Origin of the sequence: Streptomyces sp. NPDC087844 (assembly GCF_044742785.1) — a bacterium.
Taxonomy (GTDB): Bacteria; Actinomycetota; Actinomycetes; order Streptomycetales; family Streptomycetaceae; genus Streptomyces.
On record NZ_JBIUVD010000020.1, the window covers coordinates 78,337 to 105,277 of the forward strand.

Below are 26,941 nucleotides of genomic sequence, written 5' to 3' on the forward strand. Positions count from 1 at the left end.
CACCGCATACAAGAACGACCCCAACCGGTTCTCCTGGTCAGGAGTTGTTCACCTGCGGTGGGTGTGGGATTTGAACCCACGGTCACATCGCTGCCCGCCTCCTCGGAGTCGCTCATCATCAATGCGCTGCGCATGCGCCCGTTAAGGCCCAGGTCAACCGGTGTGACGCCGGCTGCCTGGGCCTTTTCCTGCGTGCGCGAGCGAGCGCGCAGGGCCCGCCTCCCGGACTGCGGGGTTTCAGATTTCCGAGAAGCGCCGCAGTGCGAACTGCAGAGCGTCCGGCTCCACGTGGACTCCTCCGCCGAAGGGATGGTTCATGGCCGCCAGCAATGCCAGTACCGCGGAGACCAGCAGGGTCAGCATGCCGATGCTTGCGATTCCCGGGCCTGTCAGAGCCGGGATCTGGACCGCGGCGGCAAGTACCAGAAGCATCGCGGAGAGGATCAGTCCGATCCAGAGGTAATTCGGGATCTCCTGGGACACCGACATCATCCGCGCGCGCCGGGCGTCCCCCACCGCCCGGAGGGCCACCAGCGAGTCCCGCGTGTAGGCCTGCTCGCGCCCGGACTCGCCGCCGGAGGCGTCCTGCAGCTCCCGCCGCAGCTCGTCGTACTGGTCCTGCGCCTGTGAGCTGGACCCACCCCTCGCCATGGCCGGCCACTCCTCGTTGATCACCGTGACCGTGTACTGGCGGGTCAGCTCACGAACCGACCCGCGAGTGGTGTCGGGCAGCGGCCGGGTCGCCCAGTAGAGATTGGTGAGGCTCGCGCCCTCGTCGCTGACCTGGTCGGCGGCTTTGCTCAGACTCGTTCCGGCGGAAACGATCGAGAGGGCAAGAATGAAACTGAACAACGTTCTATTGAGGGCGGAGAAATGTTCGACGGAATCCTTCAATGCGGGGCCTTCACGCCAGCGCTGCGGAATGATGCGAACCAGCAGAGCCAACAGGAGAATTGAGGCGACCACGGAGCAGACGACCAAGGCCACAGCACGCAAATTCATATGTCCATCCAACCGCGCCGGTGCGCGTGAGTGGCGAAAAGCTCTTGTCCGCGGCCGCTATTCACCCCCATCGAGTGCACGGTACCGACCGCTGGTTGACCGGATCGACCGCTGATCGTTCGGGGCCGGGGATCTCAGGGCTGGCGGGACCGGCTCGCCGGGCGGATGCTGGGTGGAGCAGGACTGACGCCCTCCCTCGCACCGAGGATCACACCCGGGGATCACACCTGGGGATCGCACCCGTGGATCGCACCCGTGGAGGCGGACATGGCAGCGCATGTACTGCGGACGGCACCCAGGCGGCGGACCAGGCTCGACGAGCACCTGCCGGTCGATCATCGGCTCAGCACGTTCTACCGGATCGGCGCGGGGCTCATGGGGCTCGTGCTGCTCGCCTTCGGCATCCTGGGGCTGATCGACAAGGTCGGTTTCTTCGACACCCACGGGGACAAGGTGTCGGGGCTGAGCACCAACGGCGCGCTCAGCGTGCTCTCCGTCTGTGTGGGGCTGCTGCTCTTCGGCGGCATGATCATCGGCGGCAACGTCGCCTCGACGATCAACATGGTTCTCGGCGTCCTCTTCATCCTCAGCGGCTTCGTGAACCTCGCCCTGCTCGACACGGACCGCAACGTCCTCGCCTTCCGCATCCCGAACGTGCTGTTCAGCTTCGTGGTCGGCGTGATGCTGATGTTCTTCGGGATGTACGGACGGGTCGGCTCGGCCCTGCCCCACGACAACCCGTACTGGCGGTCCCGCCATCCCGAGCAGGCCGAGCGGGAGCAGCGGGCGAGGGCGGGGGACGAGTTGCGCGCGAGGGCCCTGGCCCAGGGCACGGATTCCACGGGCCCCGGCCCAGCTCCGGCTGCCGCTCCCGCTGCCGCTCCGGCTCCCGCTCCCGCTCCTCTGGGAGAGCGGCGCTCCGCCCGCTAACCTGTGCGCATGCCTCGCTATGAATACCGCTGCCGGACCTGCGGCGACACCTTCGAGAAGAGCCGTCCGATGGCCGAGTCGTCCGCGCCCGCGGACTGTCCGGCCGGCCACGACGACACGGTGAAGCTGCTGTCGACGGTGGCGGTCGGCGGCTCATCCTCGTCTGCCTCGTCTGCCTCGTCTCCCGCGCCCGCACCGGGCGGCGGAGGCGGAGGCGGCTGCTGCGGCGGGGGCTGCTGCGGCTGACCGCACACAGCCGGTGACGCCCGCGCCCGCGCCCGGATTCGGCTCCGAATTCGGCTCCGACTCCAGCTCCGGCTCCGGCTCCGGCGAACCCGGCTTCAGTCTGCCTTCAGCTTCCGTTCTCTAGCGTCGGGTGCGTGACCGGAAGCAGCGCACCGCAGTGGATCAACGGCCTGATGGACACGCTCGGCGCCCCCGGCGCGGGCATCGCCATCGCCCTGGAGAACCTGTTCCCGCCCATCCCGAGCGAGGTGATCCTGCCGCTCGCGGGGTTCGCGGCGAGCACCGGGCAGATGAACCTGTTCGCCGCCCTGCTGTGGACGACGGCCGGTTCGGTCGTCGGGGCGCTGGCGCTGTACGGCGTGGGGGCGCTGCTCGGCCGCGACCGCACGGTGGCCATCGCGGCGCGGCTGCCGCTGGTCAAGGTGTCGGACATCGAGAAGACCGAGGCGTGGTTCTCCCGGCACGGCACCAAGGCCATCTTCTTCGGACGGATGATCCCCGTCTTCCGCAGCCTGATCTCGGTTCCCGCGGGCGTCGAACGCATGCCGCTGCCCGTCTTCCTCGGCCTCACCACCCTCGGCAGCGCCATCTGGAACACGGTCTTCGTCCTCGCCGGCTATTTCCTCGGCGAGAACTGGACCGACGTCGCCGGCTATGTGTCGGCGTACTCGAAGGTGGTGCTGGCCGGCGCCGCGCTCGCGCTGCTGGTCCTCGTGGGCGTGCGCCTCTTCAGGCCCGGTCGGGGCGGCCGACGGCGTGCGGCGAAGGACCCTCGTACTCCTACCGAGTCGCGCTCGCGCTGAGGAACTCCTGGAGAATCCGCTCCCCCGCGGCCACGCCCCGCTCCGCAAGCGCGGTGACCCCCGGCGCCGTCCATCCCGCCTCGGCCAGTTCGCCGTGGCCCGGACGCCAGCCGCGGTCCGCGGCCAGCAGCAGGTCGGCGTCGAGCAGGGAGTCGCCGGCCGCGAGAGTGCGGGCCGCGCCCGTACGGCGGGCCACCTCCCGCATGGCCGCGCTCTTGGTGAGCGGCTTCGGTACGGCGTAGACCTTGCGGCCCTGGACGGAGACCGTCCAGCCGCGGTTCTCCGCCCAGACGGCCAGTTCCTTCGCCCAGTCCGCCGGGAGCAGTTCGCGCTCGACGACGAAGTACACGAAGAGGTCCTCGGCGACGCGCTGCTTGAGCACCCAGGCCGGGTCGGCGGTGGCCGCCATGTGCGCGCGCACCTCGTCCAGCGGGGCGCACTCGTCCGCCAGGCGCGCGGTCACTTGGGCCTGCCACCGCGGGTCGGAGACTCCGTCTACGAGGAGGTGGCCGCCGTTGGCGCAGATCGCGTATTTCGAGGCAGGGCCGGGGAGCCGGATCCGGTGGTACTGCTCACGGGTACGGGTCGTGGTCGGGACGAAGTCCGCCGCGCCGCCCAGTTCGGTGAGCAGTCCGGCCGCGGTCTCGGTCACGTACGACAGCGGCTTGTTCTGGTAGACCTCGACGCAGAGCAGCCGGGGCGCCTCGGCGTCGGGTCCGGTCAGCGCCAGCGCGTTGGCGGAGTAGATGAGTGTCCGGTCGAGGTCGCTCGCGACCAGCGTGCGCGGAGCGGGTCCGGGCATCAGACCGTCACCGCCCTGCCGTCGGCGCCGGTCGCGCCGCGCGTGTACTGGGGGTGGATCAACCCGACGCAGGTGTACGGAAGTTCGGCGACCTCCTCGACAGGTACGCCGCGCTGTTCGGCGAGCAGGCGTACGTGGTCGAGGTCGGCGCCCGCCCCGGCCCTGGCGAGGATCTTCCAGGGGACGCGGCGCAGCAGCACCCTGGTCGTCTCGCCGACGCCCGGCTTGACGAGGTTCACGTCGTGGATGCCGTACTCCTCGCTGATGCGCTCGACCGCCGCCCAGCCCTCCCAGGTCGGGGCCCGGTCGGCGGAGAGCAGTTCCTTGACCCGGTCGTCCACCGCGTCGCCGACCTCGTCGAAGCGGGCGGAGATCGCGTCCAGGAATTCGACGGAGACGTCCGTGCCGGCGAGCTCGCGGTAGAACTTCGCCCCGTGGTAGTCGTGCTCCCCGACCAGGTCGGCGCGGAGCACCGTACGCGAGATGAGCCCGGAGACGGTGGAGTTGAGGCACGCGGAGGGGATGAGGAAGTCCTCGCGGGTGCCGTACGTGCGCACGCAGGAGCCGGGGTCGGCGAGGACCGCTATCTCGGGGTCGAAGCCGCCGATGCCGTCGGACGCCTCGAACTCCTCGACGGCCTGGGCGAGTTCGCGGGTGATGGCGCCTTTGCCGGTCCAGCCGTCCACGAAGACGATGTCGGCCGGGTCGTGGTGGGCGGCCAGCCAGCGCAGCGCGTTGGCGTCGATACCGCGTCCGCGCACGATGGAGACGGCGTAGTGCGGCAGGTCCAGGCCGTGGCGGTGCCGGCCCCAGCGGCGCATCAGGACGCCGACGGGGGTGCCGGCGCGGGCCAGGGAGACGAGCACGGGCCGCGGTGAGCGTTCCGCGAGGACGGTCTCGGTGACCGCGCCGACGGCCAGGGCGATCCGGGCGGCGGAGCCGGCGAGCGCGTCGCGGAACAGTTCCTGGTACTCGGGGCTCGGCTGGTACTCCACCGGCAGCGACTCCGCGTAGTGGGCGCCGCCGCTCTGGATGGCCTCCTCGCGCTCTTCGGTGGGCGCTTCGAGGCGGGTGTCCGAGAGGTCCTGCAGCAGCCAGCCGACCTCGTCCGCCGCGTACGAGGAGAAGTCGGGGCCACGGAGGGGCTCGGGCAGCATCGAAGACCTTTCAGCGGTTTCGGAGACGTACGCGGAGGGGCCGGGGACGTACGAGGGGACCACGGCCAGCAGCACACTGCCCGCATGCGCGGCGAGCTGCGCCAACAGGCCGTCCGGGGCGTGCAGTTCGGGGGTGTCGGCGGTGGAGTCGACCACGGCGACGACGGCGTCGAAGCCGGCGCCCGCGACGTTGTAGGCGTACCGCTCGCCGGGTCCGTCGGCCGGGCCGTCGTGGGCGGGGAAGACGAGCCGGGTGCGGATCGCGTAGCCGGGGTCGTCGACGGCGAGCACGGGTGAGCGGGTGGTCGTGGAGTAGCGCACCTCGGCGTCGGTCAGCTTCTCCAGCGCGACACCGAGCCGCAGCGGCGCGTACATCAGCTCCTCGAAGCCGAGTACGAGGACGCGGCCGCGCCGGGCGGCGGGCGGGAGCGCTTCGGCTGTTCGGGCCGCCATGGCGGGCAGGGCGCCCTCCAGGCGGACGCGGTGCTCGGGCGTGAAGCCGTGCCGTCCGCCGTCGGCGAGGCCCTGCGGCCAGCCGAGGTCCACCCGGACGATCGCGCCGGGCTCGGGGCGCGACGCCACGGCCACCGCAGCCGCCTCGTGCTCGGCGACCAGCGCCTGTCCCTTCTCCAATACGCCCTCGGGCAGCCGTACGGTGCCGGAGGCGGCCGTCACCAGGTCCACGGTCGCGTCGATCTCCTGGGCGAAGTCCGCGAGGCGTCCGAGGTCCGCGGCCGAGCGCATGTCGACCAGGGCGACTATCACGTACCGGCCGCGCGGATAGCGTGCGTGCAGGTCACGGATGGTGTTGAGGATCGTGTTGCCGGTGGAGAACTCGTCGTCGACGAGGACGAGCGGGCCGTCGGTGGCCAGCAGGCCGGGGTTCTCCGGGAGCAGCAGATGCGAGGTGGCGTGCGAGTGGGACTCCTCGAAGCCGCCGGCCGTCGCGACGCCCGCGACCGGGCGCCGGGTGGAGTGGAGGCAGGGGGCGAGGCCCACGCCGTCCGCGACCGAGTGGCCGAGCCCGGTGGCCGTCTCGGCGTACCCGAGGACGACGGCCCGGCCCGCCGCCTCCTCTCCGAGCAGGGCGCGTACGCGCAGCCCGAGCGCGAATCCGTAGCCGTACACGACGGCGGGTGACTGCGGTACGTGCTTGCCCAGCACGTTCGACACGAGCAGATGCGCGCGCCTGGGGTTGCGCCGGAGCGCGAGCCCGAGGAGTTCCCCGAGTCCTTCGTCCCCGACGAGCTCCACGCCGAGGCGCCCGGCGACCCAGCTCCCGGACCAGACCTCGCCGACGGGCCCCTCGTCGGGTCCTTCGGCGGGCCCGCCGAAGGACCCACGCGCTCCGGCCCTGGTTCCGGGGCGGAAGCCCGTCGCGGACCAGACGCCGGACCCGTCGTTCACAGCCTTGTTCATGGATTCCTTGTGTGTCAGCCGGGATGTGTGTCAGCCGGGGATTCCGGCGGCGAGCAGCTCCACGAAGCCGATGTCCTCGTTGGTGACGCCGAAGACCTCGGCGCGCTGGAGGGTGCGTTCCGCCCAGGCGCGGTGCGGCTTCACCTCGTTCATCTTGTTCGTGTACGCGGACCGCAGTACGCCTCCGCCGCCCCGCTCGGGCCGCAGGATGTCCTGGGCGTCGCTGAACTCCTCGTGGCTGACCACGGACAGGGCGTGCACGGGCAGCACGTGCGAGGGGTGGATGCAGGTCTTGCCCTGCAGCCCGTTGGTCCGGTCGAGGGAGATCTCCCGCAGCAGGCCGTCCATGTCGTGCTCGATCAGGGCGGCGCGCAGGTCCTCGGCCTCCGGTGTGAAGGGGCTGCGGCGCAGTTGCGGCTTGAACATGCGCTCCTGGACGCGGAAGTACTCCCACACGGGCCCGGTCACCGTGAAGCCGGTGCCGTCGGCCCGCCCGAGGACGTTCACCACGTCCGCGATGACGGAGGCCACTATCTGCACGTCGTACGCGGTCATGTCGGGCGCTCTGCGCAGGCCGTACGCCGAGCAGAAGTCGGTGACGCCGAGCCGCAGGGCGAGCACCCGGTCGCGGTACTTGTCGACGGCCCGGAAGATCCCGGCGAGGGTCTCCGCCCTGGACTCGCGGTACAGCAGTTCGGGCGATTCCAGGACGGGCATGGCGAAGAGCCGCCGCTCGCTCGCGCCCTCGGCCTCGGTGAGCGCCTCCAGGAACGGGACCCCCCGTTCCTCGGTGAACTTCGGCAGTACGAATCCGGACAGGAGCCGCACGGAGGTACCGAGCCGCCGGACGAGGTCGGGTATCTGTTCGGGCGCTCTGACCCGGATGAAGAGCAGGGGCAGCTCGTCCCCTGGGCGGTCGGCCAGGTCACGGAACTGCCTGACGAGGTTCTCCTCGGCGTCCACGACGTCCGCGTCGCCGATCGAGTCCTCCAGGCACACCACCATCGAGACGACCCCGGCACCGGCCTGCTTCACGATGTCGTCGGCGAGCTTCGGCCTGGTCGCGGGGGAGTAGAGAGTGGCTCCGAGTGCTGCGGCCAGCACCCGGGGCGAGGAGTCCGCGGTGAAGACGCACGGCTCCTGGAAGAAGAGGCGGTCCCGCACCTCAGGGGCAATATGCCCGAAATGACGCATTAGTCTCCCCCGGGGCGGCTAGATGGCCTGACGATATGTGGCCGGTAATAGTACGTAGAGATCCGTGTCCGGGGTTCCCATCGGGCATGAAATTCAGGTAACGCGGACAAACACCATTGTGCCGTCCACTCACACGGCGGGTCGGACGGGAGCGCGACCGGAGCGCACCCCCACGTTGTCGTGACCAGGGCCGAGAGGGCAGGATGACCGTATGACGCACGCCATGCTGAAGGGGTCGAACGTCCCGCTGGATGCCACGGCGGTGCGCGCCGTGCTGCGCTGGACGCCGGGACGGGGTGTCCCGGACGTGGATGCCTCCGCACTCCTCCTCGGTCCCGACGGTCGTGTGCGGTCCGACGAGGACTTCGTGTTCTACAACCAGCCCCGGCATCCTTCGGGGAAGGTCTGGCGACTCGGCAAGAAGCGCGTGAACGACGGTCTCGCCGAGGGGCTCACCGATACGATTCAGTCGGATCTGGCGGGCGTTGACAACGGTGTGGGACGGATTCTCCTTGTCGCTTCCGCCGACGACGTCACCTTCGACCGGGTACGCGCACTGCGGATTGTGGTGTTCGACGCCACGATCGGGGACGCCGAGCCGCTGGCGTACTTCGACATCAAGCCGGAGACCGGTGAGGAAACCGCGCTGATCTGCGGTGAACTGTACCGGCGCGGCGAGGGCTGGAAGTTCCGGGCCCTCGGCGAGGGCTATTCGAACGGGCTGCAGGGCCTTGCGGCCGACTTCGGCATCTCGGTGGACGAGTCCGGGGGCGAGGAGAGGGCGGCGTCCGCCGGGCGGGCCGGCTCGCAGCCGTTGCCGCCCGAGGAGCCGACCGCGCAGGTGCCGCAGCAGCCGGTGCAGCCCGCGTACGGCTATCCGCCGGCCGCTCCCGGCCCGGAGCCGACCCGGCAGCAGCCGCCGGCCACGCAGCCCGCGTACGGGTATCCGCAGCCGACCAGTGCGCCCGCGTACGGGTACCCGCAGCCGCCCCGGCCCGCCGCGGCCCCGTCCGGGTACGGCTACCCCCAGCCGGTGGGCCCGGCCCCCGACCCGGACTTCCGCCTCCCGCCGCAGGGACCGCAGTTCATCGGCCGCTAGGGGCAGGGCCTTTTCAGGGGCGCGAGCGCCCTTGGGGGCGCGGGGAACTGCGCGGCCGGCCACGATGGACCCGCACCCGCCCCTGAACGCGCGCTCCCGAGCTCGGGAGCGCCCCGGCGGAGCCGACCGCGGGGCAGCACCTCGACCGCGGGCCGGTGGGGGTTGGCCGCGCAGTTCCCCGCGCCCCTTACGGGGCCGGGGCCGGGCCCGGGGCCCGCTAACGGTCGGCCTTCGCCTTGTAGCCGCGGCCCCACTGGAGGCCCCAGCCGTAGAGACGGTCCAGCTCCGCCTGGAAGCCGTACACGAATTTCACCTCGCGCCGCACCACGAGTTCGTTCTTGACGTTCTCGATCATGACGACCGCGCAGGACCGGGCCTGGGAGTGCCGCTCGTCGAGCCCGATCTCGATCCGGGGCCCGTTGCTCGGGTACAGGGTCACGATCGCGTGCGTACGGTCGAAGGCGGGGGTCTGGTCGTAGATGTAGACGAAGACCAGGAGCCGCTTGATCTCCTTGCGGTGATCGAGGTTGACGAAGATCGTCTCGCCCGAGCCGGAGCCGAACCGGTCGTCACCGCTGAGCTTCACGTAGGGCGCGCCGTTCAGGTCCCCCAGGAAGCTCCCGAGCGGCTGGACGACTCCCTTGGTGCCGTCGGCCAGCTCGTACATGCAGCCGAGGTCGAGGTCGACGTTGACCATGGACTGGGTGTGCGCCTGCACCACTTCAGGCTTCAGGGCCTTGAAGGGGTGCCGCAGCAGACTGCCCCGCTGGGGCCCGCCTATGTCGGAGGTCCGCATCCGCCACGAGAGGTTGATACGGAGATTGCCGGTGGCCGCACCCTGCTTGCTGAGTGAGATCGTCTGGTTCCGTTTGGTCAGTTCGATGGCGTTGGTCGCCGCGCTGCCCGAGTCGAACTGCGTCGACCGCCCGCGCCACAGGCCTTCCCAGAATCTCATTCCCGCCCCCACGCTCGCCCGTTCACCCCGCCCCGACCAGAGACCGGGGCCTCATACGCCGGGGCGGCTGCCGAGGACTCCTCGGCAGCCGCCCCTCACAGAGCGTTCCTCAACCTGACCGGTGTCACACCCCGGACGAGACCTCTGTCTTGTCGTCCGAGGGATCAGCTTTTCCCTCCGCGGCCTCCAGAGCCTTGTTGCGGCGCACGGAGGACCAGAAGGACCAGGCGATCAGGACGACACCGACGAGGCCGGTGATGATCTCGTTGACCTCGAAGCGGATGGTGATCAGCAGGATCCCCGCGAGGGCGCCGATCGCGTAGTGGGCGCCGTGCTCCAGGTACACGTAGTCGTCGAGGGTGCCCTGGCGGACCAGGTAGACGGTGAGCGACCGGACGTACATCGCGCCGATGCCGAGGCCCAGCGCCATCAGGACGATGTCGTTGGTGATGGCGAACGCGCCGATCACACCGTCGAAGGAGAAGGACGCGTCCAGTACTTCGAGGTACAGGAACATGAAGAAGGCGGCCTTGCCGACGAGGGCTCCGGCGGAGATCTCCTTGCCCTTGGCCCTGGCCTCCTCCTCGGCCTCGTGCTCGCGCTCCTCCGCCTCTTCGAGGCGGTTCTCGAAGAACCCGGAGAGTCCGCCGACGACCAGGTACGTGATGAGGCCGGCGACGCCGGAGAGCAGGACCGTCTCCGCCTTGTCGGCGGAGCCCGCGTGCAGATGGGCCTGCGGGGCCAGGAACAGCGCGGTGCCGAGCAGGATGATCAGGGCGATGCAGGCCGACAGCATGTCGACCTTGCCGAGCTTGGCGAGCGGGCGCTCCAGCCAGCCCAGCCACTTGATGTCACGGTCCTCGAAAATGAAGTCGAGGAAGATCATCAGCAGGAACATGCCGCCGAAGGCGGCGATCGACGGGTGGGCGTCGGTCACCAGTTCCTGGTATCGGTCGGCGTCGTTCAGTGCGAGGTCGACCGCTTCGATGGGGCCGAGCGAGGCGCTGATCGCGACGATCACGACGGGGAAGACGAGCCGCATTCCGAAAACGGCGATCAGGATGCCGACGGTGAGGAAGATCTTCTGCCAGAAGGCACTCATCTTCTTCAGGATTCCGGCGTTGACCACCGCGTTGTCGAAGGACAGCGAGATTTCGAGGATGGACAGGATCAGTACGATCCCGAACGCGGTCCATCCGCCGATCAAAACCGCTGCGACCAGGCCGAGCGCGGTGACCGCGAACGACCAGCCGAAGGTTTTCAGAACCACTGGCTACCCAATCGTGAGTTGGGGGGCTACCCCCGGACGAAGTCCGGAGGGGGTTTCCCCCCGCCGTACCCGGCTTTACGAAACATTGACCTCGAAGTCTAGAGGGCCGACTCCCCGGAGGAGAGGGCCGGGCCCTTCCGCTCGGAAAGTCGCAGGTCCAGGGGGCCCGAACATAGGTGACGCGCCTTCCGCCACCTGGGCCATCTCACTGGGTGGCACCACTTCGTGACACCACGGCCGACCCTCTGATCACAGGGGTCGCTTTCCGCGTACCCGGCTTTACGAAACGTTGACCCCGAAGTCGAGGGCGATGCCGCGCAGCCCGGACGCGTAGCCCTGGCCGACCGCGCGGAACTTCCACTCGCCGCCGTAGCGGTAGACCTCGCCGAAGATCATCGCGGTCTCCGTGGAGGCGTCCTCGGAGAGGTCGTAGCGGGCGAGCTCCTGGCCGTCGGCCTGGTTGACGACCCGGATGAACGCGTTGCTCACCTGGCCGAAGGTCTGGCCGCGGTTGTCGGCGTCGTGGATCGAGACCGGGAAGACGATCTTCTCCACGTTGGCGGGCACCTTGGGGAGGTCGATGAGGATGGACTCGTCGTCGCCCTCGCCCTCACCGGTGAGGTTGTCCCCGGTGTGCTCGACCGAGCCGTCGGGGCTCTTGAGCTGGTTGTAGAAGATGAACCACTCGTCGCCGAGCACCCGGCCCGCATTGCACATCAGCGCGCTGGCGTCGAGGTCGAAATCCGCTCCGGTGGTGGAGCGTGCGTCCCAGCCGAGCCCGACCAGCACTTGCGTGAGGTTCGGTGCGGCCTTGGAGAGGGAGACATTGCCCCCCTTGGCGAGCGTGACACCCATGTTTGGTCCTCCCCGGTGAAGCCGTTTGGTCGTGCCGTGGTACCAGCACGTCCGGCGCCGCACTAGGAGGTGCGGCGCCGGACGGGAAGTGGTGATGCTCCTCGGGGCCGGACCCGGCCCCGAGGAACGGCTCAGACGTTGACGCCGAAGTCCTGCGCGATGCCGCGCAGGCCCGAGGCGTACCCCTGGCCGATGGCGCGGAACTTCCACTCCGCGCCGTGGCGGTACAGCTCGCCGAAGACCATCGCGGTCTCCGTCGAGGCGTCCTCGGAGAGGTCGTACCGGGCGAGCTCCGCCTCGCCGGCCTGGTTGACGACGCGGATGAACGCGTTGCGCACCTGGCCGAACGACTGCTGGCGGTTCTCGGCGTCGTAGATCGAGACCGGGAAGACGATCTTCTCGATGTCGGCGGGGACCCCGGCGAGATTGACCTTGATCTGCTCGTCGTCGCCCTCGCCCTCACCGGTGGTGTTGTCACCGGTGTGCTCGACGGAGCCGTCGGGGCTCTTCAGGTTGTTGAAGAACACGAAGTTGGCGTCACTGCTGACCTTGCCCTCCGCGTTCGTCAGGATCGCGCTCGCGTCGAGGTCGAAGTCGGTACCGGTGGTGGTGCGGATGTCCCACCCCAGACCGATGATGACCGCGGTCAGGCCCGGGGCCTCCTTCGACAGCGATACGTTGCCGCCCTTGCTGAGGCTGACTCCCACGAGTCCTCCCATTGGTGTCCGGGGGCGGGAAGCCCCGTAGTGCGTTGGTATCGGATCAACGTGTCGATCCTAGTGAGAGGTTCCCCGCCACCGCAGTCCCTGGGGCACGAAGAATCCCGAAGTGTCGCATCCAGGGCTCTACAGGGCGTCGAGCGCCTTCACGTACTCGTCCAGGTCCCGTGCGTCCGGCAGCGCGTTGACGACGGTCCAGCGGACGACACCCTCCTTGTCGATGACGAAGGTGCCGCGCACCGCGCAGCCCTTGTCCTCGGCGAAGACCTCGTACGCGCGCGAGACCTCGCCGTGCGGCCAGAAGTCCGACAGCAGCGGATAGTCCAGGCCCTCCTGCTCGGCGAAGACGCGCAGGGTGTGGATGGAGTCGTTCGAGACGGCGAGGAGCTGGGTGTCGCGGTCGGCGAACCGCGGCAGGTTGTCGCGCAGCGCGCACAGTTCGCCGGTGCACACGCCGGTGAAGGCGAAGGGGTAGAAGAGCAGCACCACGTTCTTCGCGCCCCGGAAGTCGGAGAGCTTCACGGTGGCACCGTGATTGTCCTTCAGCTCGAAGTCCGGAGCCTTGTCGCCGACCTCGATCGCCATGGCCTTGCGTCCCTTCCGTCGATCCGGGCTGTTCGGGTGACCTCCACCCTACGCAGAGCCCCCGAAAGCGGGGCGCGCACTCAGCCCCCACCGACCCGCGGACGGACAAGGCCCCCGTCGACCGGAGTCGACGGGGGCCTCCTGGCCTCGGCTGCGCCTCAGCGCTTCTTGGCTGCCGTCTTCGGCGTCGCCAGCTTTGTGCCGCTCCAGTCCTTCCCCACGCTGATGCCCTTGGTCTGGGACAGACCCGCGGTCGTCACAGCTTCGGCGATGTCGCTGGGCTCCACATAACCGTCTCGGCCGGTCTTGGGCGTCAGCAGCAGGACGGCGCCGCCCTCTTCGACGTACGTGGTGGCGTCCACCAGCGCATCCGTCAGGTCGCCGTCGTCGTCTCGGAACCAGAGCACAACGGCGTCGGCGACGTCGTCGTACTCCTCGTCCATGAGCTCGCTGCCGATTACTTCTTCAATGGCCGAGCGGAGCTCCTGGTCGACGTCGTCGTCGAAGCCGATCTCCTGGACCACCTGCTCGGGCTGGAATCCCAGCCTGGCGGCCAGGCTCGTCCGCTCCTCCGCGTGGTCCGCGGTCGCGCTCACGGGTTGCCTCCTGATCATGTTCGGTAATGGGGTCCTCCCCGGCCCGGGCGAAGCCGAGATCCTGGGGAAGTTCAAGCCACGCGCGTGCGCGCAGCATTGGCCGTAGTCCACACGGGCGGGGCGGATCGCGCAAGTACCCGGCCGTCAAGACCGCCGAAACGGTGACGATCCAGGCCGTGTCGCCGCAACTCCAGTCAGGGAATCACAGCCGTTGGTGACGCACACCACAGGAATCTGCCCCGGTTTGTGAATTCTGGAACCCTACGAGGGTACGAGACTCGAATGCCTTTGCGGTACGCGTCACGGGTCGGGCGTATCGTTGCGATTTGCCGGACCCGCCCTTGGGAGAACGGTACGAACGTGTCGGTTACCTCTCGGTAGAGATGACGTTTCCGCTCCCGAGGTACACGATGGGGAACGGTGCAGACGCCCAGGAAACCAGAGAAAAAGCAAAGTAAAAACTGAAGAAACCGAGAAGAAGCGGCCCCCCCCGAGAGCGAAGGAACAGCGTGGCTTCCGGACCCGATCGCAACCCGATCATCATTGGCGGCCTTCCGAGTCAGGTCCCTGACTTCGATCCCGAAGAGACCCAGGAGTGGCTCGACTCCCTCGACGCCGCCGTGGACCAGCGCGGCCGGGAGCGGGCCCGCTATCTCATGCTGAGGCTGATCGAACGGGCTCGCGAGAAGCGCGTGGCCGTTCCCGAGATGCGCAGCACCGACTACATCAACACCATCGCCACCAAGGACGAGCCGTTCTTCCCCGGCAACGAGGAGATCGAACGCAAGATCCTCAACGCGACCCGCTGGAACGCGGCCGTGATGGTGTCCAGGGCCCAGCGGCCCGGTATCGGTGTCGGCGGCCACATCGCCACCTTCGCGTCCTCCGCCTCGCTCTACGACGTGGGCTTCAACCACTTCTTCCGCGGCAAGGACGGGGGTGACGGCGGCGACCAGATCTTCTTCCAGGGGCACGCCTCCCCCGGTATCTACGCCCGCGCGTTCCTCCTCGACCGCCTCGACGAGGCGCAGCTGGACGCCTTCCGGCAGGAGAAGTCGAAGGCCCCGCGCGCGCTGTCCTCGTACCCGCACCCGCGCTCCATGCCGGACTTCTGGGAGTTCCCGACCGTCTCCATGGGCCTCGGTCCGCTCGGCGCGATCTTCCAGGCGCGGATGAACCGCTACATGGCGGCGCGCGACATCGCGGACACTTCGAAATCCCACGTCTGGGCGTTCCTCGGCGACGGCGAGATGGACGAGCCGGAGTCACTCGGCCAGCTGTCCATCGCCGCCCGCGAGGGCCTGGACAACCTCACGTTCGTCGTCAACTGCAACCTCCAGCGCCTCGACGGCCCTGTACGCGGCAACGGAAAGATCATCCAGGAGCTGGAGTCGCAGTTCCGCGGTGCCGGCTGGAACGTCATCAAGCTCGTCTGGGACCGCAGTTGGGACCCGCTGCTCGCGCAGGACCGCGACGGCGTGCTCGTCAACCAGCTGAACACCACGCCCGACGGCCAGTTCCAGACGTACGCCACCGAGACGGGCTCGTACATCCGCGAGCACTTCTTCGGTCACGACCACCGGCTGCGGGCGATGGTCGAGAACATGACCGACGACCAGATCCTGCACCTGGGCCGCGGCGGTCACGACCACCGGAAGGTCTACGCGGCCTTCGCGGCGGCCAAGGCACACAAGGGCCAGCCGACCGTGGTCCTCGCCCAGACGGTCAAGGGGTGGACGCTCGGCCCGAACTTCGAGGGCCGCAACGCCACGCACCAGATGAAGAAGCTGACGGTCGCCGACCTCAAGGGCTTCCGCGACCGGCTGCACCTGCCGATCTCCGACAAGGAGCTGGAGTCCGGCGCGCCGCCGTACTACCACCCGGGCCGGGACTCGGAGGAGATCCAGTACATGCACGACCGCCGCAAGGCGAACGGCGGGTACGTCCCGACGCGTGTCGTGCGCTCGAAGCCCCTCGCGCTGCCCGAGGACAAGACGTACGCGAGTGTGAAGAAGGGCTCCGGTCAGCAGTCGATCGCCACGACCATGGCGTTCGTACGGCTGCTCAAGGACCTCATGCGCGACAAGGAGATCGGCAGGCGGTTCGTGCTGATCGCGCCGGACGAGTACCGCACGTTCGGCATGGACTCGTTCTTCCCGAGCGCGAAGATCTACAACCCGCTCGGGCAGCAGTACGAGGCCGTGGACCGGGACCTGCTCCTCGCGTACAAGGAGTCGCCGACCGGGCAGATGCTGCACGACGGCATCTCCGAGGCGGGCTGTACGGCCTCCCTGATCGCGGCCGGCTCGGCCTACGCCACGCACGGCGAGCCGCTCATCCCGGTGTACGTCTTCTACTCGATGTTCGGTTTCCAGCGCACCGGCGACCAGTTCTGGCAGATGGCCGACCAGTTGGCGCGCGGCTTCGTACTGGGCGCGACCGCGGGACGCACGACCCTGACGGGTGAGGGTCTGCAGCACGCGGACGGGCACTCGCAGCTGCTCGCCTCGACCAACCCGGGCTGTGTCGCGTACGACCCGGCGTACGGGTTCGAGATCGCGCACATCGTGAAGGACGGGCTGCGGCGGATGTACGGCTCGTCCGACGCGCACCCGCACGGCGAGGACGTCTTCTACTACCTCACCGTCTACAACGAGCCGATCCTGCACCCCGCCGAGCCGGCGGACGTCGACGTCGAGGGCATCCTCGCGGGCATCCACCGCTTCGCGGCGGGTACTGCGGGCGCCATCCCGGCGCAGATCATGGCGTCCGGTGTCGCGGTGCCGTGGGCCGTCGAGGCGCAGCGGCTGCTCGCCGAGGACTGGGACGTACGGGCCGACGTGTGGTCGGCGACCTCCTGGAACGAGCTGCGGCGCGAGGCCGTGGAGGTGGAGCGGTACAACCTGCTGCACCCGGAGGAGGAGCAGCGCGTTCCGTACGTGACGCGGAAGCTGTCGGGGGCCGAGGGGCCGTTCGTGGCCGTCTCCGACTGGATGCGGTCGGTTCCGGACCAGATCTCGCGGTGGGTGCCGGGGACTTACCAGTCGTTGGGCGCGGACGGGTTCGGGTTCGCCGATACGCGGGGGGCCGCTCGGCGGTTCTTCCACATCGACGCGCAGTCGATCGTGGTGGGGGTGCTGACGGAGCTCGCGCGCGAGGGGAAGGTTGATCGGTCGCTGTTGAAGCAGGCGATCGATCGGTATCAGTTGCTCGATGTGGCGGCGGCTGATCCCGGGGCCGCGGGCGGGGACGCGTAGCGCTCCGCGCGGGGGTGACCTTCGGGAGTGACCTGCAGGGAGACCTGCGGGTGCGGGCCCGGTGGGTGCTGGTCGCGCAGTTCCCCGCGCCCCTGAAAACACCGGGTGCGTGCAGGCGCGTGAGGGCTGAGCGCGCCGTTCCCCGCGCCCCTGAAAGCACCAGGTGCGTGCGGGCGCGCGAGGGCTGAGCGCGCCGTTCCCCGCGCTCCTATCGGGGCGCAGCCACGTCTCGAAGGGGCGCGGGGAACTGCGCCGCCGGCCCCCGCCGGGCCCGCACGGGTCGTGCACAGAGATGTGCCCCGCGGGCCCTGGAGGGGCGCGGGGCACATCTGAATCCTGCGGCCCGGTCAGAACATCATGCCGCCGGGGGCCGCCGCTCCGACCATCCACACGATGGCCAGAACGGTGTCGATCGCTCCCAGCACCACGGCGATCAATGCCGGTACCGGGCGGGCGCCGTTCCAGCGGCGCCCCATTGCCAGCCAGCCGCAGACGATGGCCGCCGGGCCGAGGATGATCCCCAGCACAAAGAATCCGGCGACCGCGCAGATGACTCCGATGATTCCGAGCGTCGCGCTGTCCGGCCCGCTCCGTGACCTCGTACGGCTACGTGAGCGAGGGTGTTTGCGCGTGGTGTGACCGAAGCCCGCCATCATCAACTCCCTGGACCTCTGAGCCGACCGAATGCCGGTCGGTTCTGGCTCGGAAGTCGGGTACCCCGGTCATGTCAATTCAGACGCGTACTTCTTTGATGCGGTTGCGCGGCGTGCTGCCCCCCTCCGGCAGCACGCCGCCACTTCAACCGAACTGCCCGTTCCGTACAGATCAGTTGAGACCACTCTGACCCGGGTGACGGGCGGTATGAAAGTCATACGTAGAGGTGTCACTCGGATAGGCGAAAACCCCGCCGAATGAACTCGGCGGGGTGTAGGGGGATTTCGGAGCCGGACTAGATGTGGCCGACTCCCGCGCCCGCCTCCGCGTTGGCGCCCCTCTTGGTGAGGAAGGCGACGAAGACGGCCACGACGGCGACACCCGCCGCGACCAGGCTGGCGAGGCTCATGCCGGAGATGAACGTGTCGTGGGCGACATCCGTGATCTTCGCGGCGATCTCGGGCGGTGTGCCCGGTGCCACCGGTGGCGCGCCGACCTGCACCGCTTCCGCGGCCTGGTCGAGCTCGGCCGGGGAGAGGTTCGGGAGCCCCGCGTCGGCCCAGTTGCCCGCGAGGTCGTTGTCGACCTTGGAGGCCATCACGGCGCCCAGGACCGCGGTGCCGAGGCTGCCGCCGATCTGCATGGCGGCCTGCTGAAGGCCCCCCGCGACGCCGGACAGCTCCATCGGCGCGTTGCCGACGATGACCTCGGTGGCACCAACCATGACGGGCGCGAGGCCGAGGCCGAGCAGTCCGAACCAGATCGACATGAGCCCGCTGCCGGTGTCCGTCTCCAGCGTCGAGATACCGAACATCGCGACGGCCGTGAACGCCATGCCGCCCGCGAGCGGGATGCGAGGTCCCGTCTTGCCGATCAGCCAGCCGGCCAGCGGAGAACCGACGATCATCATGCCGGTGAGCGGCAGCAGATGCAGACCCGCGTCGACCGGGCTCATCCCGTGCACGTTCTGCAGGTAGAAGGTGACGAAGAACAGGCCGCCCATGAAGGCGATCGCCATGAGCACCATCAGGACCACGCCGGCCGACAGCGGCACCGAGCGGAAGAGGGCGAGCGGGATGAGCGGCTCGCGCACCCGGTTCTCCCAGAACGCGAACAGGGCGAAGCCCAGCACGGAGATCCCGAGGAACGTCCAGGTCAGCGCGGCTCCCCAGCCCCACGCCGGGGCCTTGATGAGCGCCCACACCAAACAGAACATGGCGCCGGACAGCAGGCCGATGCCGAGCAGGTCGAAGGAGCGCGGCGCGTTCTTGGCCCGGTGGTCGGTCAGGATCACCGCGCCGAGGACGACCGCGAGGATGCCGACCGGCACGTTGATGAAGAACACGGACTGCCAGCTGACGTGCTCGACGAGCACCCCGCCGAGGATCGGACCGCCCGCGGTGGAGGCGCCGATGACCATGCCCCAGATGCCGATCGCCATGTTCAGCTTCTCGGCCGGGAAGGTGGCCCGCAGCAGGCCGAGCGCGGCGGGCATCAGCAGCGCGCCGAACAATCCCTGGAGCACCCGGAAGACCACCACGAAGGCGATGCTGTCGGAGAGCCCGATGGCCCCCGAGGCCGCCGCGAAGCCGACCACGCCTATGAGGAAGGTCTGACGGTGGCCGAAGCGGTCGCCGAGCTTGCCCGCCGTGATCAGCGTGACGGCGAGCGCGAGGAAGTAGCCGTTCGTGATCCACTGGACGTCGGCGAAGGTGGCGCCGAGGTCCTTCTGGATGGCCGGGTTCGCGATGGCCACGATGGTGCCGTCGAGGGCCACCATCATGACGCCGACGGCCACGGTGATGAGGGTGAACCACGGGTGGCCGCGCAGCCCCTCGGCCGGTGCCGGGCCGGAGGCGGCCGGGGTCTCGTCGGCCGGGCCCGTCTTGTCGACGGTGGTCTGACTAGTCATACGTTCGAGGTTAGTGACAGTCGCTGACAATTGACAAACCACTTCACAATTCGGTAACTGACACGTCATCCGCGGGGCGGACACGCGCAACCGAAGGACACCTGGGTGCCCACCCGGGACGGGAAAGAGGACTCATGGACACGGCACCACGACCGGGCCTGCGCGAGCGCAAGAAGCAGCGCACGCGGGACGCGCTGGTGCGGTCCGCCCTGGAGCTGTTCGCGGCACACGGGTACGAGCGGACGACCGTGGACGAGATCGTCGAGGCGGTCGACGTCTCCCAGCGCACCTTCTTCCGGTACTTCGCCGGCAAGGAGGAGGCCGCCTTCGCCGTCCAGGAGATGACCGAGTCGCACTTCCTTGACGCCGTACGCCAACGCCCGGCCCACGAAGCCCCCTTGGACGCGCTGCGGCGGGCCGTCATGGCGAGCTGGGACACCATCGGGGAAGCGATCGAGGCCGTCGTGCCCATCGAACTGCACATGCGCACCTACCAGTTGATCGAGTCGACCCCGGCGCTGCTCGCCACCCACCTGCGCCGCCACGAGGGTCTTGAGGAGCAGCTGGCCCGGCTGATCGCGGACCGGGAGGGCGTCGACGTGGACGCCGATCCGCGCCCGCGCGTGGCGGTGGCCCTGTTCGGCGGCGTGATGCGGCTGGCGGCCCGCCGGTGGGGCGCGGGCGAGGACTTCAGCGTGGCCGCGATGCGTGAGCTGACCGCCTCGTACCTCGACCAGATGGGGCCCGCGTCGATCGCGAACTGGCACACGCGTGACGAGAGCGATCACCGGGACACCGAGTAACTGCGCCCGCACGGAACGTAGTGACCTTATGGGTACGGAACACCCATGCGCGTACACAGCGTGATGGCCCGGCGGGGAGCAGGGCCACTTTGCCCCAATCGCCCCAACGGAAACGTGATACGCCTCACTCGGTTAACGCGAGACCCTCTCGTTCTCCTAGTGTGTCCTTTCAGTGACTTCCTTCGACTCCACCCCCCAACTCAACGTCTGGCGCATGTTGCTCGCGCTGGCCGTGGTGTTCGTGATGCTCGGGACCACCGGCTGGACCGCGGTACGCGGTCACAGAGGGGCGGCGACACCGATCGCGGCCTCCCTGGCCGCATGGGAACGCGGTCACATGGGCGGGCACCGGCTGCCCGACCCGGACGGGACGACGCCGATCCGGCTGGCCCAGTTCTTCGCCTCGCTCGACGCGTACCAGCGGACCCGGCTCGCCGCCCGCTATCCGCTCGCGGTCGGCAACATGAACGGGGCGCCGGTGGCTCTGCGCTACCGCGCCAACCGGATCGCCCTCGGCCAGGCACGCAAGGCCGAGATCGAACGCATGCGTGACAAGCGGCTCTCCGCGGTCGGCCGACGCGACGCGGGCCGCCGGATGCACCGCTACGAGGCCCTGATGGCCGGCAAGCGCCGCATCCTCGCCTTCGACCCGATGGGTTCGGGCCGGGTCGCGGAGGTCTTCGGGAACCTCGGCAGGGCCGAGCGGGTCTCGGTCGTGGTGCCCGGCGTCGACACCGACCTGCTGACCTTCCAGCGCACCGAGCGCAGGTACACGGCACCGGTCGGCATGGCCAAGGCCCTGTACCGCGCCGAGCGGGAAGCGAGCCCCCGGACGCGTACGGCCGTGATCGCGTGGGCCGACTACACGACGCCGAACGGGCTCGGCATGGACGCCGCCACCGGGACCCGCGCCGAGGAGGGCGCTGTCCGGCTCGACGCCCTCGTACGCGCGCTGCCCGGCCGCTCACGTGTCGCGCTGTACTGCCACAGCTACGGATCCGTGGTCTGCGGTGTGGCCGCCCACTCACTGCCGCCCCGGGTCTCCGACATAGCGGTGGCGGGCAGTCCGGGCATGCGGGTCGAGCGGGCGGCGCAGCTGCGCACCGCGGCCCGGGTGTGGGCCGTACGGGACTCCGACGACTGGATCCAGGACGTACCGCACCTGGAGGTCGGCGGGCTCGGTCACGGCGCCGACCCGATGTCCTCGGACTTCGGCGCGCGGGTGCTGTCCGCGCGCGGGGCGAAGGGACACACCGGGTATTTCGAGCCCGGGACCGACAGCCTGCGGAACTTCGCCGAGATCGGTATTGGCGCATACCGCGCGGTCAGCTGCGCGCACAAGGATGACGCGTGCCGGGAGGGTCTGCCCGGCACCGCTGAAGCCGGACGCGCGTAGAGGACGAGGAAAGTGCGGTCTGCTCAGGGAGGGGACTAGGAAGCGCATGCCGCATACGATGGCCCGCATGGGTGACGTACTGGCCGGATTTCATGCCGCCTGGGAGTTCGAGTCCGACTCCGTGCTCATCCGCTTCGAACGGGGGATCCGCACACCGAAGCTGTTCCAGGCGCTCGGTGAGCGGCGCATCCCGCTCGACGCGATCGCGTCGGTGACGCTGACGCCCGGCAAACGCGGGACGGTCGTCCTGCGTGCCGAGCCGAGGCCGGGCGCGGATCCGCTGATGGAGGCGGCCGCGGGACAGCTGAGGGATGTGTGCGACCCCTACCGCCTCGTGCTGCCCGCCGAGCGCGAGACGCTCGCCGAGTACTACGCCGACGAGCTGCGCGCGATGCTGGGGCCGCCGGACGCGGAGCCGGTGGAGCGCTATCTGGTGCGGGCGCCCGAGACGCCGCTCCAGTTCAAGGCGTACGACGGGAAGGCGTCCTTCGACGGGAAGTCCGTGGCCTTCCGGTGGTTCTGGACGGGGGCCTCGTCCGCGAAGTGGAAGGCCGGCGACCAGACGTTCGCCGTCGCCGACCTGTGCGGGGTGGAGTGGCGCTCGCCCGAGATCTTCGAGGGGCATCTGCGGCTGCTGCGCCGTGAGGCGGGGGGCGCGGGGGGTGCCCGGCCGGGGCAGCCGGATCAGGATCCGGCCGCCGTCGTCTTCGGGCTGGGGTACGGGCCGGTGCACGAGTCGCTGCCGTTCGCGGCGGCCGTGCTGGCGGCCGCGCGGTCCGGGGGGCCCGCGGTGCTGCCCGACGGGGTGGGCTCGGGGGCGTCCGCCGGTGCGGTCGCGGTGGCGCCGCGGGTCCGGCGGGACCCGGCGGACATCGCCGAGCGGATCCGGCACCTCGGTGAGCTGCATGAGGCCGGGCTTGTCACGGATGACGAGTTCTCCGTGAAGAAGGCGGAGCTGCTGGCGGAGCTTTGACGCCTGCGGCTGGGCTGGGCTGGGGGGGGCGGGGAGCGCGCCGGGTGCGGGTACGCCGTGGCCGGCCGCGCAGTTCCCCGCGCCCCTGGTAGACGGGGCTGCGCCCCCTGCCTTTCGTCTTTGGGGGCGCGGGGAACGGCGCGCTCAGCCACGACGCGCCCGCACCCGGCGAACCGGCCCGGGCCCCCGGCCCGGAGGGCTACTCCCGGCCCGCCGAGGAGAAGGTCATGTCGGCGTAACGGCTGCCCGCGACCCCCGCGGCGATGGGCTCCAGCGCGGCCAGGTCGGACTCGGTCAGCGCGACACGCGTCGCCGCCGTGTTCTCCTCCACCCGCGTGCGGCTGCGCGTGCCGGGAATGGGCACGACCGGCAGCCCGTGCACAGCCGCCCGCCGGTGCACCCAGGCCAGCGCGATCTGCCCCACGGAGGCCCCGTGCGCCTCGGCCACCCCCCGGATCGACTCCAGCAGACCCGCGTTCGTCACCGCGTTGTCCCCCGTGTAGCGCGGCTGCCGGCGGCGGAAGTCACCGGCGGTCAGGTCCTTGTCGGCGTCGGTGAAGGAGCCGGTGAGGAAGCCACGCCCGAGCGGGGAGTACGGGACCAGCGTCACGCCCAGCTCACGGGCCGCCGGAACGACACCCGCCTCGATGTCCCGGCTGAACAGCGACCACTCCGACTGGACGGCCGCGATCGGGTGCACCGCCTGCGCGGCCCGCAGTTCGCCGCCCGTCACCTCACTGAGGCCGAGCTGCTTGACCTTGCCCTCGCGGACCAGCTCGGCCATCACGCCGACGGTCTCCTCGATCGGGACCTTCACATCACGGCGGTGCATGTAGTAGAGGTCGATCACGTCGACGTCCAGGCGCTTGAGGCTCGCCTCGACCGCCTGCCGGATGTACGGGCCGTCGTTGCGGATGATCCGCCGGGTCGGCTCGTCCGGCGGGATCGTCAGGGCGAACTTCGTCGCGATGACCACCTCGTCGCGGTGCGCCGCGAAGAAGGGCGCCAGGAACCGCTCGTTCTCCCCCTGCCCGTAGGCGTCGGCCGTGTCGTAGTGCGTGACGCCCAGTTCCAGCGCGCGCTCCAGAGTGGCCCGGGCCTCCGCGGCGTCCGTCGGCCCGTACGCGAAGCTCATGCCCATGCAGCCGAGACCCTGCACACCGACCTCGGGGCCGCCCGTGCCGAGCGGTGCCTTCGCGATCCTGCTGTCCGTCATCGGGACCCCTCCGACGCCAGGGCCTGCCCGGCGTCCGCATAGAAATTGATCTTCCGGTCGAGCACCGCGAGAGTGTCCTGGAGCTCGGCGATCCGGGCCCGCACGTCCCGCCGCGTCGCTTCGAGCAGTTCGAAACGGTCCGCGTACGTGTCGTCGCCCGCGCGCACCATCTCCGCGTACCGCACCATGTCGGCGACCGGCATCCCGGTCAGTCGCAGCTTGCCGACGAGGTCGAGCCAGTCGAGGTCGCGGTTGCTGTAGCGCCGCTGGCCCGTGTGCGAGCGGTCGATGTGCGGCATCAGCCCGATCCGCTCGTACCAGCGGAGCGTGTGCGCCGTCAGGCCGGTGAACGCGACGACCTCGCTGATCGTGTACTGGTCCCGGCCGTCGGGGCGCCGCAGCGTCTGCGGCGGGGCTACGCAGATGTCGGTCCCGGGCTCCGTGGTCTCCATCACCGTCATGGTCCCCACGCTAAAACCCTGGAGTGCACTCCAAGCAAGCGGAAGCGGATGAAATTCCGACGACACGGGGCGCCGCGCTGGCTAGCGTGCCGATCATGAGCCTTGTACGCCGGGCTGTGCCCGAGGACGCCGAGGAACTGCTCCGACTGCGTCAGGTGCTGATCGACGCGATGCCCGGGGCGGACACGTCGACCGGCTGGCATGCCGCGTCCCTGGTTACCGTACGGGGCCGGCTGGCCGATCCCGGCGGGGGTTTCGCGGCGTTCGTCGTCGAGCACCCGGAGCGGGTGGGGGCGCTGGCGGCGCTCGTGGCGGGGACCCTGGAGTACCGGATCGGCCGGCCCCGGAACCCGCACGGGCGGATCGGATACGTGTTCAGTGTCGCGACCGATCCCGGTGCGCGGCGGCGGGGGTACGCGCGGGCCTGTATGGAGGCGCTGGTGGAGTGGTTCCGGGAGGAGGGGGTCGGGCAGATCGACCTGACCGCCTCCCCGGAGGCCGCGCCGCTGTACGAGTCGATGGGGTTCGTCCGTACGCCGGATCCGTTGATGCGGTTGAAGTTCTGACCGGTGGTGGGTGGGTGCGGGCCCGGTGGGGGCCGGCCGCGCAGTTCCCCGCGCCCCTGAGAGACCGGCGCTGCCCGATCCGGAGCCGAACGGTGACCGTAGGCTTCGGGTCATGTCTTTGGAGAGTCTTGCGCTGATCGAGAAGTGGCCCGTTCCTACCGCCACCGCGGCTGTTGTGCGGGCGGACGGCACCCTGCTCGGGGCCCACGGCCCCACCTCGCAGCCGTTCGCGCTGGCCTCTGTCACCAAGCCGCTCGCCGCCTACGCCGTGCTCGTGGCGTACGAGGAGGGGGCCGTCGAACTGGACGAGCCGGCCGGGCCCGAGGGGTCCACCGTGCGGCATCTGCTCGCGCACACGAGCGGGCTCGCCTTCGACGAGCACCGGGTGACGGCTCCGCCCGGACAGCGGCGGCTGTACTCCAACGCCGGGTTCGAGCAGTTGGGCGACCATGTCGCGAAGGCGACGGAGATCCCCTTCGCCGAGTATCTGAGGCAGGCGGTCCTCGAACCGCTCGGTATGACGTCGACGACCCTCGGCGGCTCGCCCGCGAAGGACGGCGTCTCCACCGTCGACGACCTGGTGCGGTTCGCCGCCGAGGTGCAGGCGCCGCGGCTGCTCGACCCGCGGACGGTCGCCGAGGCGATGACCGTGCAGTACCCGGGCACGAAGGGCGTCCTGCCGGGCTACGGCCACCGGAACCCCAACGACTGGGGTCTCGGCTTCGAGATCCGCGACTCCAAGTCCCCGCACTGGACAGGCGGTTCGTCCTCCCCCCGCACCTTCGGCCACTTCGGCCAGTCCGGCACGTTCCTGTGGATCGACCCGGACGCGGGGATCGCCTGCGCAGCCCTGACGGACCGCCCCTTCGGGGCTTGGGCGACGGAGGTCTGGCCCGCGTTCACGGACGCGGTCCTGGCCGAGCTGGGGCGCTGAGCCTGCGCTCGTCGGGTGTCAGCGGCGGGTTTCGATCCGCAGGTCCCCCGCCGTCACCCGGCGGACGTGGTCACTGGCGAGCATGTCGTGCGGGAAGCCGAGGCCGATGGTGCCGGCCTCGTCGAGGCGGGCCAGCTGGGCGGCGGTGAGATCGACCTCCAGGGCGCCCAGATTGCCCTCCAGCTGCTCGGGGGTGCGGGCGCCGATGACCGGCGCCGTCACGCCCGGGTTCCGCAGGGTCCAGGCCAGCCCGACCTGGGCGGGTGTGCGGCCCAGTTCCGTGGCGACCTCCTTCACGACGTCCGCGATGGCGAGGTTGCGTTCGGTGACCGTGCCCAGGGCGAGGTTGAAGTTCTTGCGCGTGCTGTCGCCGGACACGGCGTCCGTGGCGGTCAGGTCGTCGCGGCTGTACTTGCCGGTGAGCACCCCGCCCGCCAGCGGTGAGTACGGGATCACGCCAAGACCCATCTCACGTGCCATGGGGATCAGGTCACGTTCGCCGGCGCGCTCGGTCAGGTTGTACTCGATCTGCAGGGCGACCAGGGGCGACCACCCGCGCAGGTCGGCGATCGCCTGCATGCGCGACACCTGCCAGGCCGGGGCGTTGGAGATCGCCACGTACAGGACCTTGCCCTGCCGGACCAGATCGTCCATGCCGCGCAGGATCTCCTCGACCGGTGTCGTGAAATCCCACACGTGCAGGTAGAGCAGATCGAGGTAGTCCGTGTTCAGCTGTCGCAGACTGGCCTCCACCGAAGCGAACAGGCTCTTGCGGTGGCTGCCGCCGGAATTGGGATCGCCGGGCCGGCGCAGCGTCGTGTACTTCGTCGCCAGCACCAGGCTCTCCCGGTTGTCGCGGGTGAATTCGCCCAGCAGGCGCTCGGAGCTGCCGTCGGTGTAGGTGCTGGCGGTGTCGATGAAGTTGCCGCCGCGCTCGACGTAGAGGTCGAACAGCTTGCGCGCCTCGTCCCGCTCGGCGCCCCAGCCCCACTCGGTGCCGAAGGTCGCCGTGCCCAGGGCCAGCGGTGAGACCCGCAGTCCCGAGCGGCCCAGCAGCCGGTAGGTGTCGAGGGTGAGCGACATGGTGTCCTCCTGTGCTCGTGATCCGTTGTCGACAGCGAGTCTGCGAGCGCCCCG

General features: G+C 69.8%; 25 protein-coding genes. 10 read left to right on the top strand and 15 right to left on the bottom strand.

Annotated features, from left to right (window positions below; all coding sequences use genetic code 11):
• Positions 1 to 237: 237 nt before the first annotated feature.
• Positions 238 to 987, bottom strand: a complete 750-nt coding sequence (locus ACIOKD_RS31355) for a hypothetical protein (protein WP_402090677.1) — start codon at positions 985 to 987, stop codon at positions 238 to 240.
• 282 nt (positions 988 to 1,269) lie between these two features.
• Between ACIOKD_RS31355 and ACIOKD_RS31360 the strand changes: the two genes are divergently transcribed.
• The 3 genes from ACIOKD_RS31360 to ACIOKD_RS31370 all read left to right on the top strand — a co-directional run bounded on the left by ACIOKD_RS31360 (position 1,270) and on the right by ACIOKD_RS31370 (position 2,981).
• A complete protein-coding gene (locus ACIOKD_RS31360) occupies positions 1,270 to 1,932 on the top strand; it encodes a DUF4383 domain-containing protein (RefSeq protein ID WP_402090678.1) in 663 nt (220 codons plus the stop codon).
• Positions 1,933 to 1,941: 9 nt separating this feature from the next.
• On the top strand, positions 1,942 to 2,178 hold the full coding sequence (locus ACIOKD_RS31365) for a zinc ribbon domain-containing protein (RefSeq protein ID WP_402090680.1): 237 nt from the start codon (positions 1,942 to 1,944) through the stop codon (positions 2,176 to 2,178).
• Positions 2,179 to 2,351: 173 nt separating this feature from the next.
• On the top strand, positions 2,352 to 2,981 hold the full coding sequence (locus ACIOKD_RS31370) for a DedA family protein (protein WP_402090865.1): 630 nt from the start codon (positions 2,352 to 2,354) through the stop codon (positions 2,979 to 2,981).
• On the opposite strand, the gene ACIOKD_RS31375 is transcribed toward ACIOKD_RS31370, so the two are convergent.
• Genes ACIOKD_RS31375 through ACIOKD_RS31385 form a run of 3 tightly spaced genes read right to left on the bottom strand, consistent with a single transcriptional unit; the run spans position 2,959 to position 7,553 of the window.
• Complete coding sequence (locus tag ACIOKD_RS31375; protein WP_402090682.1) at positions 2,959 to 3,783, bottom strand: HAD family hydrolase; 825 nt, start codon at positions 3,781 to 3,783, stop codon at positions 2,959 to 2,961. The genes ACIOKD_RS31370 and ACIOKD_RS31375 overlap by 23 nt on opposite strands.
• Positions 3,783 to 6,359, bottom strand: a complete 2,577-nt coding sequence (locus tag ACIOKD_RS31380) for a phosphoribosyltransferase (protein WP_402090684.1) — start codon at positions 6,357 to 6,359, stop codon at positions 3,783 to 3,785. Before ACIOKD_RS31380 ends, ACIOKD_RS31375 begins: the two co-directional genes overlap by 1 nt.
• 30 nt (positions 6,360 to 6,389) lie before the next feature.
• Complete coding sequence (locus tag ACIOKD_RS31385; protein ID WP_402090686.1) at positions 6,390 to 7,553, bottom strand: HpcH/HpaI aldolase/citrate lyase family protein; 1,164 nt, start codon at positions 7,551 to 7,553, stop codon at positions 6,390 to 6,392.
• 211 nt (positions 7,554 to 7,764) lie between these two features.
• On the opposite strand from ACIOKD_RS31385, the gene ACIOKD_RS31390 reads away from it, so the two are divergent.
• Positions 7,765 to 8,652: a TerD family protein gene (locus ACIOKD_RS31390; protein WP_402090688.1), complete on the top strand. Its 888-nt coding sequence runs from the start codon at positions 7,765 to 7,767 to the stop codon at positions 8,650 to 8,652.
• 217 nt (positions 8,653 to 8,869) lie between these two features.
• Here ACIOKD_RS31390 and ACIOKD_RS31395 read toward each other — a convergent pair whose 3' ends face one another.
• The 6 genes from ACIOKD_RS31395 to ACIOKD_RS31420 form a co-directional block, all read right to left on the bottom strand.
• A complete protein-coding gene (locus ACIOKD_RS31395) occupies positions 8,870 to 9,607 on the bottom strand; it encodes a Tellurium resistance (RefSeq protein WP_402090690.1) in 738 nt (245 codons plus the stop codon).
• 124 nt (positions 9,608 to 9,731) lie between these two features.
• Positions 9,732 to 10,877 carry a DUF475 domain-containing protein gene (locus ACIOKD_RS31400; protein WP_402090692.1) on the bottom strand — a complete coding sequence of 382 codons (1,146 nt, stop codon included), beginning with the start codon at positions 10,875 to 10,877 and terminating at the stop codon, positions 9,732 to 9,734.
• A 279-nt stretch (positions 10,878 to 11,156) separates the two neighbouring features.
• Entirely contained in the window at positions 11,157 to 11,732 is a 576-nt protein-coding gene (locus tag ACIOKD_RS31405) for a TerD family protein (RefSeq protein WP_402090694.1), read from the bottom strand.
• A 131-nt stretch (positions 11,733 to 11,863) separates the two neighbouring features.
• The gene (locus tag ACIOKD_RS31410) at positions 11,864 to 12,439 is read right to left on the bottom strand and encodes a TerD family protein (protein WP_217452480.1); all 576 of its coding nucleotides are present in this window, start codon (positions 12,437 to 12,439) and stop codon (positions 11,864 to 11,866) included.
• A 138-nt stretch (positions 12,440 to 12,577) separates the two neighbouring features.
• Entirely contained in the window at positions 12,578 to 13,036 is a 459-nt protein-coding gene (locus ACIOKD_RS31415; protein ID WP_402090697.1) for a peroxiredoxin, read from the bottom strand.
• Positions 13,037 to 13,194: 158 nt separating this feature from the next.
• On the bottom strand, positions 13,195 to 13,632 hold the full coding sequence (locus ACIOKD_RS31420; protein WP_055519877.1) for a DUF3052 domain-containing protein: 438 nt from the start codon (positions 13,630 to 13,632) through the stop codon (positions 13,195 to 13,197).
• Positions 13,633 to 14,141: 509 nt separating this feature from the next.
• Between ACIOKD_RS31420 and aceE the strand changes: the two genes are divergently transcribed.
• Positions 14,142 to 16,889 (top strand): pyruvate dehydrogenase (acetyl-transferring), homodimeric type, encoded by a 2,748-nt coding sequence (aceE, locus tag ACIOKD_RS31425; RefSeq protein ID WP_402090700.1) that lies wholly within the window; start codon positions 14,142 to 14,144, stop codon positions 16,887 to 16,889.
• A 347-nt stretch (positions 16,890 to 17,236) separates the two neighbouring features.
• On the opposite strand, the gene ACIOKD_RS31430 is transcribed toward aceE, so the two are convergent.
• Positions 17,237 to 17,545: a small hydrophobic protein gene (locus ACIOKD_RS31430; protein WP_402090702.1), complete on the bottom strand. Its 309-nt coding sequence runs from the start codon at positions 17,543 to 17,545 to the stop codon at positions 17,237 to 17,239.
• A 293-nt stretch (positions 17,546 to 17,838) separates the two neighbouring features.
• Positions 17,839 to 19,455 (bottom strand): MFS transporter, encoded by a 1,617-nt coding sequence (locus ACIOKD_RS31435; protein ID WP_402090704.1) that lies wholly within the window; start codon positions 19,453 to 19,455, stop codon positions 17,839 to 17,841.
• A 134-nt stretch (positions 19,456 to 19,589) separates the two neighbouring features.
• Here ACIOKD_RS31435 and ACIOKD_RS31440 point away from each other — a divergent pair, with 134 nt between their 5' ends.
• The 3 genes from ACIOKD_RS31440 (at position 19,590) to ACIOKD_RS31450 (ending at position 22,627) form a co-directional block, all read left to right on the top strand.
• On the top strand, positions 19,590 to 20,258 hold the full coding sequence (locus ACIOKD_RS31440; RefSeq protein ID WP_402090706.1) for a TetR family transcriptional regulator: 669 nt from the start codon (positions 19,590 to 19,592) through the stop codon (positions 20,256 to 20,258).
• A 172-nt stretch (positions 20,259 to 20,430) separates the two neighbouring features.
• Positions 20,431 to 21,654, top strand: coding sequence for an alpha/beta hydrolase (locus tag ACIOKD_RS31445; RefSeq protein WP_402090708.1), 1,224 nt, complete (start codon positions 20,431 to 20,433; stop codon positions 21,652 to 21,654).
• A gap of 58 nt (positions 21,655 to 21,712) precedes the next feature.
• Positions 21,713 to 22,627, top strand: a complete 915-nt coding sequence (locus ACIOKD_RS31450; RefSeq protein WP_402090867.1) for a DUF4429 domain-containing protein — start codon at positions 21,713 to 21,715, stop codon at positions 22,625 to 22,627.
• Between the two features lie 199 nt (positions 22,628 to 22,826).
• Here ACIOKD_RS31450 and ACIOKD_RS31455 read toward each other — a convergent pair whose 3' ends face one another.
• Positions 22,827 to 23,843, bottom strand: coding sequence for an aldo/keto reductase (locus ACIOKD_RS31455; protein ID WP_402090710.1), 1,017 nt, complete (start codon positions 23,841 to 23,843; stop codon positions 22,827 to 22,829).
• Positions 23,840 to 24,304, bottom strand: coding sequence for a MerR family transcriptional regulator (locus ACIOKD_RS31460; RefSeq protein ID WP_398285552.1), 465 nt, complete (start codon positions 24,302 to 24,304; stop codon positions 23,840 to 23,842). Before ACIOKD_RS31460 ends, ACIOKD_RS31455 begins: the two co-directional genes overlap by 4 nt.
• A gap of 95 nt (positions 24,305 to 24,399) precedes the next feature.
• Here ACIOKD_RS31460 and ACIOKD_RS31465 point away from each other — a divergent pair, with 95 nt between their 5' ends.
• Both ACIOKD_RS31465 and ACIOKD_RS31470 read left to right on the top strand, forming a co-directional pair.
• Positions 24,400 to 24,870, top strand: a complete 471-nt coding sequence (locus tag ACIOKD_RS31465; protein ID WP_402090713.1) for a GNAT family N-acetyltransferase — start codon at positions 24,400 to 24,402, stop codon at positions 24,868 to 24,870.
• Positions 24,871 to 24,982: 112 nt separating this feature from the next.
• Positions 24,983 to 25,804, top strand: coding sequence for a serine hydrolase domain-containing protein (locus ACIOKD_RS31470; protein ID WP_402090715.1), 822 nt, complete (start codon positions 24,983 to 24,985; stop codon positions 25,802 to 25,804).
• Between the two features lie 18 nt (positions 25,805 to 25,822).
• On the opposite strand, the gene ACIOKD_RS31475 is transcribed toward ACIOKD_RS31470, so the two are convergent.
• Positions 25,823 to 26,887 carry an aldo/keto reductase gene (locus ACIOKD_RS31475; RefSeq protein ID WP_402090717.1) on the bottom strand — a complete coding sequence of 355 codons (1,065 nt, stop codon included), beginning with the start codon at positions 26,885 to 26,887 and terminating at the stop codon, positions 25,823 to 25,825.
• Positions 26,888 to 26,941: the final 54 nt, after the last annotated feature.

What these genes read in the sequence shown, in the direction of transcription:
- ACIOKD_RS31430 (WP_402090702.1), bottom strand. Translation starts at nt 17,545, where the DNA reads ATGATGGCGGGCTTCGGTCACACCACGCGCAAACACCCTCGCTCACGT.
- ACIOKD_RS31390 (WP_402090688.1), top strand. Translation starts at nt 7,765, where the DNA reads ATGACGCACGCCATGCTGAAGGGGTCGAACGTCCCGCTGGATGCCACG.
- ACIOKD_RS31415 (WP_402090697.1), bottom strand. Translation starts at nt 13,036, where the DNA reads ATGGCGATCGAGGTCGGCGACAAGGCTCCGGACTTCGAGCTGAAGGAC.
- ACIOKD_RS31395 (WP_402090690.1), bottom strand. Translation starts at nt 9,607, where the DNA reads ATGAGATTCTGGGAAGGCCTGTGGCGCGGGCGGTCGACGCAGTTCGAC.
- ACIOKD_RS31460 (WP_398285552.1), bottom strand. Translation starts at nt 24,304, where the DNA reads ATGACGGTGATGGAGACCACGGAGCCCGGGACCGACATCTGCGTAGCC.
- ACIOKD_RS31380 (WP_402090684.1), bottom strand. Translation starts at nt 6,359, where the DNA reads ATGAACAAGGCTGTGAACGACGGGTCCGGCGTCTGGTCCGCGACGGGC.
- ACIOKD_RS31365 (WP_402090680.1), top strand. Translation starts at nt 1,942, where the DNA reads ATGCCTCGCTATGAATACCGCTGCCGGACCTGCGGCGACACCTTCGAG.
- ACIOKD_RS31455 (WP_402090710.1), bottom strand. Translation starts at nt 23,843, where the DNA reads ATGACGGACAGCAGGATCGCGAAGGCACCGCTCGGCACGGGCGGCCCC.
- ACIOKD_RS31475 (WP_402090717.1), bottom strand. Translation starts at nt 26,887, where the DNA reads ATGTCGCTCACCCTCGACACCTACCGGCTGCTGGGCCGCTCGGGACTG.
- ACIOKD_RS31385 (WP_402090686.1), bottom strand. Translation starts at nt 7,553, where the DNA reads ATGCGTCATTTCGGGCATATTGCCCCTGAGGTGCGGGACCGCCTCTTC.
- ACIOKD_RS31450 (WP_402090867.1), top strand. Translation starts at nt 21,713, where the DNA reads ATGGCCCGCATGGGTGACGTACTGGCCGGATTTCATGCCGCCTGGGAG.
- ACIOKD_RS31465 (WP_402090713.1), top strand. Translation starts at nt 24,400, where the DNA reads ATGAGCCTTGTACGCCGGGCTGTGCCCGAGGACGCCGAGGAACTGCTC.
- ACIOKD_RS31405 (WP_402090694.1), bottom strand. Translation starts at nt 11,732, where the DNA reads ATGGGTGTCACGCTCGCCAAGGGGGGCAATGTCTCCCTCTCCAAGGCC.
- ACIOKD_RS31470 (WP_402090715.1), top strand. Translation starts at nt 24,983, where the DNA reads ATGTCTTTGGAGAGTCTTGCGCTGATCGAGAAGTGGCCCGTTCCTACC.
- ACIOKD_RS31360 (WP_402090678.1), top strand. Translation starts at nt 1,270, where the DNA reads ATGGCAGCGCATGTACTGCGGACGGCACCCAGGCGGCGGACCAGGCTC.
- ACIOKD_RS31370 (WP_402090865.1), top strand. Translation starts at nt 2,352, where the DNA reads ATGGACACGCTCGGCGCCCCCGGCGCGGGCATCGCCATCGCCCTGGAG.
- ACIOKD_RS31375 (WP_402090682.1), bottom strand. Translation starts at nt 3,783, where the DNA reads ATGCCCGGACCCGCTCCGCGCACGCTGGTCGCGAGCGACCTCGACCGG.
- ACIOKD_RS31440 (WP_402090706.1), top strand. Translation starts at nt 19,590, where the DNA reads ATGGACACGGCACCACGACCGGGCCTGCGCGAGCGCAAGAAGCAGCGC.
- ACIOKD_RS31435 (WP_402090704.1), bottom strand. Translation starts at nt 19,455, where the DNA reads ATGACTAGTCAGACCACCGTCGACAAGACGGGCCCGGCCGACGAGACC.